Origin of the sequence: Janthinobacterium kumbetense (assembly GCF_023703445.1) — a bacterium.
GTDB lineage: Bacteria > Pseudomonadota > Gammaproteobacteria > Burkholderiales > Burkholderiaceae_D > Janthinobacterium > Janthinobacterium kumbetense.
The window spans coordinates 259,051-265,848 of record NZ_JAMQGR010000008.1 but is presented as its reverse complement, the minus strand read 5'-3'; the positions used below and the strand labels follow the sequence as shown (position 1 = coordinate 265,848).

Annotated in this window: 6 protein-coding genes and 1 riboswitch; all 6 genes read left to right on the top strand. The window is 63.0% G+C overall.

Annotation, left to right across the window (positions count from 1 at the left end; all coding sequences use genetic code 11):
- Window positions 1–112: 112 nt before the first annotated feature.
- The 6 genes from cobT (at window position 113) to NCG91_RS21415 (ending at window position 6,798) form a co-directional block, all read left to right on the top strand.
- Window positions 113–1,153, top strand: a complete 1,041-nt coding sequence (cobT, locus tag NCG91_RS21440) for a nicotinate-nucleotide--dimethylbenzimidazole phosphoribosyltransferase (RefSeq protein WP_251351104.1) — start codon at window positions 113–115, stop codon at window positions 1,151–1,153.
- A gap of 4 nt (window positions 1,154–1,157) precedes the next feature.
- Entirely contained in the window at window positions 1,158–1,964 is an 807-nt protein-coding gene (locus NCG91_RS21435) for an adenosylcobinamide-GDP ribazoletransferase (protein WP_251351103.1), read from the top strand.
- 6 nt (window positions 1,965–1,970) lie between these two features.
- Window positions 1,971–2,525: a histidine phosphatase family protein gene (locus NCG91_RS21430; protein WP_251351102.1), complete on the top strand. Its 555-nt coding sequence runs from the start codon at window positions 1,971–1,973 to the stop codon at window positions 2,523–2,525.
- Between the two features lie 44 nt (window positions 2,526–2,569).
- Window positions 2,570–2,811: riboswitch (cobalamin riboswitch) on the top strand.
- A gap of 83 nt (window positions 2,812–2,894) precedes the next feature.
- Window positions 2,895–4,877 (top strand): TonB-dependent receptor, encoded by a 1,983-nt coding sequence (locus NCG91_RS21425; protein WP_251351101.1) that lies wholly within the window; start codon window positions 2,895–2,897, stop codon window positions 4,875–4,877.
- A 131-nt stretch (window positions 4,878–5,008) separates the two neighbouring features.
- Complete coding sequence (locus NCG91_RS21420) at window positions 5,009–6,034, top strand: FecCD family ABC transporter permease (RefSeq protein WP_251351100.1); 1,026 nt, start codon at window positions 5,009–5,011, stop codon at window positions 6,032–6,034.
- Window positions 6,031–6,798, top strand: coding sequence for an ABC transporter ATP-binding protein (locus tag NCG91_RS21415; protein WP_251351099.1), 768 nt, complete (start codon window positions 6,031–6,033; stop codon window positions 6,796–6,798). The genes NCG91_RS21420 and NCG91_RS21415 overlap by 4 nt, the downstream gene beginning before the upstream one ends.

The window sequence follows — 6,798 nt, the reverse complement described above, 5'->3', positions numbered from 1 at the left end:
CGAATTATAGCCGTGCCCTGCGCACCCCGCAAGCGCTATTTTGCAGTTGGGTAAATATTGCTGTGTGATATCGTAGCGCCGACCATACCCTGCCTCATCCACATAGATTCCCATGCCTATCCCACACATCAGCCCTACCGCCAATTCCGCCCTGTCCAGCGCACTTGAACATGCCATCAACAGCAAGACCAAGCCATTGGGCAGCCTCGGCATGCTGGAAACCCTGGCCCGTCAAATCGGCCTGATCCAGCAAAGTACGCAACTGGCGCTGCACCAGCCCGCCATCATCGTTTTCGCGGCCGACCATGGCGTCGTTGCCGAAGGCATTTCTGCCTATCCACAAAGCGTGACCTGGCAGATGGTGGAAAACTTCCTGGGCAATGGCGCCGCCATCAATGTCTTTGCCCGCCAGAACGATTCCACCTTATATATAGTAGACGCGGGCGTAAACCACGATTTCGGCCCGCGCGACGGCTTGCTTGACCGCAAACAAGGTCCCGGCACCCGCAACTTTGCCAAAGAGCCCGCCATGAGCCGGGAGCAGTGTCTGGCCGCCATGCAGGCGGGAATGGACCTGGTCGCCAGCCTGGGCGGCAATGTGCTGGGCTTTGGCGAAATGGGCATCGGCAACACCACGGCCGCGGCAGCATTGATGCACAAGCTGACCGGCACGCCCGTTGCCGATTGCGTCGGCGCTGGCACGGGCCTGTCGAAAGAGGGCGTACGACATAAACAGCAGGTGATCGAAGCGGCCGTCGCCCATCATGCGGCAGTCGATGAGCCGCTCGACGTGCTGGCCACCTTCGGCGGCTTCGAAATCGCCATGATGGCCGGCGCCATGCTGAAAGCGGCCGAACGGCGCATGATTCTGCTGATCGATGGCTTCATCGTCAGCAGCGCACTGCTGGTGGCGGCGCGCCTGCAGCCAGCCATCCTCGATTACTGCGTGTTTTCGCACTGCTCTGATGAAAACGGTCACCGCCAGCTGCTGGCCAGCCTTGGCGCGCGTCCGCTGCTGCACCTCGATTTGCGCCTCGGCGAAGGCACGGGTTCCGCGCTGGCCTTGCCGCTGCTGCACGCGGCCGTCAACTTCATGCGCGAGATGGCGACCTTCGCCTCGGCACAGGTCAGCGAAAAGTCCACGCCAGACTAAGACCATGGCCAATCCCGTTTCCGCCGCAATCCACCAGTGCCGTCTGTTCTTCATCGCGCTGCAGTTCTTCACGCGCCTGCCGATCCCACGCTGGGTGGGATTCGAGCCGGCCTGGCTGCAGCACGCCTCGCGCTACTTTCCCCTGGTGGGTCTGGTGGTGGCCGCCATCAGTGGCGCCGTGTATCTGCTGGCCAGCTGGCTGCTGCCTTCTGCGGTGGCCGTGCTGCTAGCCGTCGCTGCCAGCATTTACCTGACGGGCGCCTTCCATGAAGATGGTTTCGCCGACATGTGCGACGGCTTTGGCGGTGGCTTGACGCGCGAGCGTGTGCTGGAAATCATGAAGGACTCGCGCATTGGCGCGTATGGCGCCATCGGCATCATCTGCCTGCTGGCCATCAAGTGCACGGCGCTGGCCTCGTTGCCGCCACACATCGTCGTGGCGACACTGTGCATCGCCCATCCTTTGTCCCGCCTGGCCGCCGTCTCGCTGATCCGGTTCATGGACTATGCACGCGACGAAGGCAAGTCCAAGCCCATGGCGCAGGAAATGCGCACGGGTGAATTCATCATCGCCACCGTCTGCGGCCTGCTGCCCGTCATCGCCTGCGGCGCTCTGGGGATATTCGACTGGGCCACGCTGGTCTTTGCCGTCGTGGTGGCGGCAGCTGCCGCTTTCTGGCTGGGCCGCAAATGCCAGCGCCGCCTGCAAGGCTACACGGGCGACTGCCTGGGCGCCGTGCAGCAGGTGGCGGAAGTGGCGGTCTATCTGGCCATCCTGTCCAGCTTTCAGCCTCCACTGCGCTTCTACTGAACAAGCATGCGCCTGATCCTCGTCCGCCACCCCGCGCCGCAGGTGACCAGCGGTACCTGCTATGGCCGCAGCGACGTGGCGGTGGCACCGCATGAAATGGCCACGGTGCGCGCCAGCTTGCAGGTAACCTTGCCGCCGCATGTACCGCTGTATGCCAGTCCGCTGCGCCGCTGCGCCGGCCTGGCGGCGGCCTTGGCGCAGGACTTGCCTTCCAGCGCACTGTGCTTCGATGCGCGGCTGGCGGAGATGGATTTCGGCGCGTGGGAAATGCAACCCTGGCACGCGATTGCGCGCGCGGAAATCGATGCCTGGGCAGCCGACCTGGCCTGGTACCGCCCCGGCGGGGGCGAGAACGTGCTGGCGATGGCCGCCCGCGTCGACGCGTTTCTAGGCGATCTGTTGCGCGAACAACACGAAACGGTCGTCATCATCTGCCATGCGGGCACCATCCGCCTGCTGTCGGCACTGCAAGCCCGGCTGCCATTGGAGGGAACAGCCCTGCTGGCCGCCCATTCCGCCCATAAAATCGCCTACGGTGCGACGGTCGTCGTCGATTTCTGATATTGAATTGTCCAGCCGACCATGTCAGTCCATGCCTGCTGCACGTATAATGGCGGGGTTTTGGTGCCCGCGTTCATGTCCATGAGCGCAGTTAAACGGGAAACACGATGCCGCGATTGCGGCGAGCGTGTGCTGCCCCCGCAACGGTAAGCAAGTGTCGCCCCTCCCTGCCGGAAGCGGACGACAAGCTATCTCTGACAACCACTGTGCTTGCAATCATCGAGCATGGGAAGGTGAGATAGCCGTACTTGCCAGCCCGGATACCGGCCAGGACAGGTGGAAGTGCGGGCCTTGCCGGGCGCCGCGCCTTCCGTTGAATCTGGCTTGCGGGGACGCGAGCCGGGTGCTTTTTCCGAAGAAAACGATATCATGACTGCTCCCGTATTACACCGCCGCGCGCCGGCAATGGCGCCGCGCGCCCTGGTTTCCGCCATCTCCCTGTGCTTCATCGCCGCCGCTCCTGCCTTCGCGCAAAGCGCTGGCAAAACGCTGGACCAGATCGTCGTCACGGGCTCCCGCTTCAACAGCGACCCGGCATTGCAACCGATCGGCGCCACCGTCATCACGGCCGATGAAATCCGCCGCGCGGGCGTCACGGACGTAAACCAGGCCATCCGCAAGATCGGCGGCGTCTACGGCCGTCAAGGCCTGCTAGGCAATCCTGATAACTTTACCCTGGACCTGCGCGGTTTTGGCGCCACCGCCAGCCAGAACATGGTCGTGGTCCTCGACGGCGTGCGCCTGTCGGAAAATGAATTGGCTGATCCCCTGCTGACAACCATCCCCATCGATAGCGTCGAACGCATCGAAATCACACGCGGCGGCAGCAGCGTCCTGTACGGCGACGGCGCCACGGGCGGCGTGATCAACATCGTCACAAAACGTCCTGGCAAACAGGCTGGCCGCGGTACGATCTTCGCCGAAGCAGGCCAACTGGGCCAGCGCGAAGTGCGCGGTTCCGTTGTTCAATCCTGGGACAACGTGGCGCTGAACGCCGCCATCGGCCGACTGGAAACGGACAACTACCGCGATAACAACGAATACAAACAAAATACCTTCAGCGGCGGCGCACAATGGAGCGGCAAGGATGTTCGCGCCGGCCTGCGTATCGACAGCACGCGCCAGGATATTCGTTTCCCGGGCAGCCTCACAATGGCCCAGTTTGAAGCCAATCCACGCCAGACAAAGACGCCAAAAGATTTCGGTTCGATCGACAGCGACCGCTACACCGCGTTCGCCGAAGGCCGCCTGGGAGCAGTGGATCTGGCAGCGGAATTGTCTCGCAGCGAAAAGACGGCCAAGACGAACTTCGGAAGCCCAAGGCAAGCCAAGACTAAACAAAACCAGTTTTCGCCACGCCTGCGTCACTTGGGCCTGTTTGACGGCATGCTCAATGAGATCGTTGCAGGTGTCGACTTCATCAAATGGGATTCCGACATCGACAGTTCTTATTCACTGGCCAAGGCGAATCAAAAATCTCAGGCATTCTACGTGCGCGATGAGTTGAAGTTCGCGGGTCCGAAAAATTTCCGTATCGCCGCAGGCGTACGCCACGAAACCTTCGACAAGGACTTCAACGACCCTATCGGATACCCCACGACAGCCTACAACATCAAGCAGAACTTCAATGCCTGGGACGTACAGGGCAGCTTCGATGTCGTACCGCAGGTGAATCTGTACGCCAAGGCTGGCCAAAGCTATCGCGTGGCGAACGCCGATGAGAATAACTCCACCCCCGTTGCAAACAAGCCTCTGCAAGGCCAAACTTCGCACGACCTGGAGCTGGGCGCGACCTACGACAACAGTATCGTCAAGCTCGATGCGCGCATCTTCCGCCACAAGCTGACCAACGAAATCTATTACGATCCGACGGCAGGCGAATCGGGCTGGGGTGCCAACACCAACCTGGATCCAACCAAGCACCAGGGTATTGAACTCGATGCCAGCGCGAATATCGCCGCTGACTGGCGCGTCAGCGGCCACTACCAGCACGTAAAGGCAACCTTCACCGAAGGCGTCAATTCCGGCAAGGAACTGACGCTGATCCCGAAGAACACCCTGTCGGCCCGTCTGTCGTGGGTGCCAAAAGATGGCCAGAGCGCGGACATCGGCGCGCAATGGGTCGACAGCCAGCGCTATGGCAGCGATTTTGCCAATACCTGCGCTGCCAAGATCCCGTCGTTCACCACCTTTGACGCCCGTTATGCACGCAAGTTCGGCGCCTGGGAAGTGGCGGTCAATGCCTTGAACCTGACCGACAAGCAGTACTTCACGAACGCCTACAGCTGCAAAGGTGGCATCTATCCTAGCAATGGCCGCCAGATGAAACTCTCGGCACGCTACGATTTCTAAAGCGGCCAGGAGTTGATTACAATGGCCCGTACGCGCAATCGCATGCGGGCCATTTTTCGTATACGCCCTACCAACGCATCTGAGGAAGTCCGCAGCCACTTGCACCGCTCCCGTTTCACCTAAGGCAGTACATGCACCCATTTTTCCGCAACATGCGCCACCGCGCCACCGTGATCCTCACGGTGCTGATCGTGTGCGCGGTTGCCAGCCTGATTTTCTCCGGCATGATCGGTTCGATCGCGATCCCGCTCGCCGACCTGCCTTCCGCCCTGTTCCATGTCGTGCAGGGCAAGACCGATACCCTCGCCGCCACCTTGCTCGACCTGCGCCTGGGCCGCGCGCTGACCGCCTTTGTCACCGGCGCGGCGCTGTCGCTGGCCGGCCTGATGATGCAGGCGCTGCTGCGCAATCCCCTGGCCGATCCTTACGTGCTGGGCATTTCCGCCGGCGCTTCCGTTGGCGCGCTGGCCGCGCTGCTGTTCATGTGCGCGCTGTGGGTCGTCGACGCGGCTGCCTTTGCCGGCGCCGTCGGCGTGTCCATGCTGCTGTACTTTTTTGCGCGCCGCGACCTGCGCGGCGGCACGGCGGCCGAAGGCGGCGCCTCGCTCTTGCTGCTGACGGGCGTGATCCTGGCTTCGGCCTGCATGGCCATCGTCACCCTGATGCTGTCCATCGCCCCGGAAAGCCGCTTGCGCAGCATGGTGTTCTGGATGATCGGCGACCTGTCCGGCGCTCCCGCGCGGCTGATGCCCTGGCTGGTCCTGGCGGGCGCCCTGGTCTTCGCACTGCGCTGCGCGCGCTCGCTGAACGTCATGGCGCTGCACGCGGAAGCGGCCAGCACCCTGGGCGTGCGCGTAGGCCCCCTGCGCAAGGGACTGTTCTTCTGTTCCGGCCTGCTCACGGCCAGCGCCGTCACCAGCGCCGGCAGCGTGGGCTTTGTCGGCCTGATCGTGCCGCACGCGCTGCGCTTTGCCTGCGGCCCCGACCATCGCCTGTTGATACCGGCTGCCGCGCTGGCCGGCGGCACCTTCCTCGTACTGGCCGACACGCTTGCGCGCACCGTACTGGCACCGTTACAGCTGCCCGTCGGCGTGGTCACGGCCATGATAGGCGCGCCCGTCTTCCTGTACCAGCTGCACCGGTTGCGACGCACATGATACGTACCTACCAACTCGGCCTGAAGGCAGGCACGCGCTCCCTCGTGGAAAACCTCATCTGGCACATCAAGGATGGCGAATGCTGGAGCGTGATCGGACGCAATGGCGCGGGCAAGAGCACCTTGCTGCGCACCCTGGCCGGCTTGCGCGAACCGGATGCGGGCCACGTGACGATACAGGGCCGCGCCCTGGTCGACTGGCCGCTCGACGAACTGGCACGCGAACGGGCCTTCCTGGCGCAGGCGCGGCACGATGCGTTCTCGTACCGCGTCATCGAAACCGTGCTGTCTGCGCGCCACCCGTATCACGACAACCATTACTGGGAAGGCAGCGACGACCAGCGCATCGCCTTGGCGGCGCTGGCATCGATGGAAGTGGAGCACCTGGCCGAGCGCGACGTGCGCAGCCTGTCCGGCGGCGAACGCCAGCGCGTGGCCATCGCCGCCATGCTGGCGCAGGATACCCCCTTGCTGCTGCTGGACGAACCGGCCAATGCGCTGGACCTGGCGCACCAGGTCAGCGTCATGGGCCTGCTGTCAAAGCTGTGCCGCGAACAGAATAAAACCGTGGTGATGGTGGGGCATGACCTGAACCTGGCGCACCGCGTCTCGACCCATGCGCTACTGCTGATGGGCGACGGCGGCTGGCTGGCCGGTCCGGTGGCCGAGGTAATGCGGGCATCCATCCTGGGCGACTACCTGGGCCACCCGATCGAGATCATCGATCACGGCAAACGCAAGATATTCATACCGAAAGAGGACTGA

Excerpts from the sequence above, each read along its gene's own strand:
- cobT (WP_251351104.1), top strand. The coding sequence starts at position 113 with ATGCCTATCCCACACATCAGCCCTACCGCCAATTCCGCCCTGTCCAGC.
- NCG91_RS21435 (WP_251351103.1), top strand. The coding sequence starts at position 1,158 with ATGGCCAATCCCGTTTCCGCCGCAATCCACCAGTGCCGTCTGTTCTTC.
- NCG91_RS21430 (WP_251351102.1), top strand. The coding sequence starts at position 1,971 with ATGCGCCTGATCCTCGTCCGCCACCCCGCGCCGCAGGTGACCAGCGGT.
- NCG91_RS21425 (WP_251351101.1), top strand. The coding sequence starts at position 2,895 with ATGACTGCTCCCGTATTACACCGCCGCGCGCCGGCAATGGCGCCGCGC.
- NCG91_RS21420 (WP_251351100.1), top strand. The coding sequence starts at position 5,009 with ATGCACCCATTTTTCCGCAACATGCGCCACCGCGCCACCGTGATCCTC.
- NCG91_RS21415 (WP_251351099.1), top strand. The coding sequence starts at position 6,031 with ATGATACGTACCTACCAACTCGGCCTGAAGGCAGGCACGCGCTCCCTC.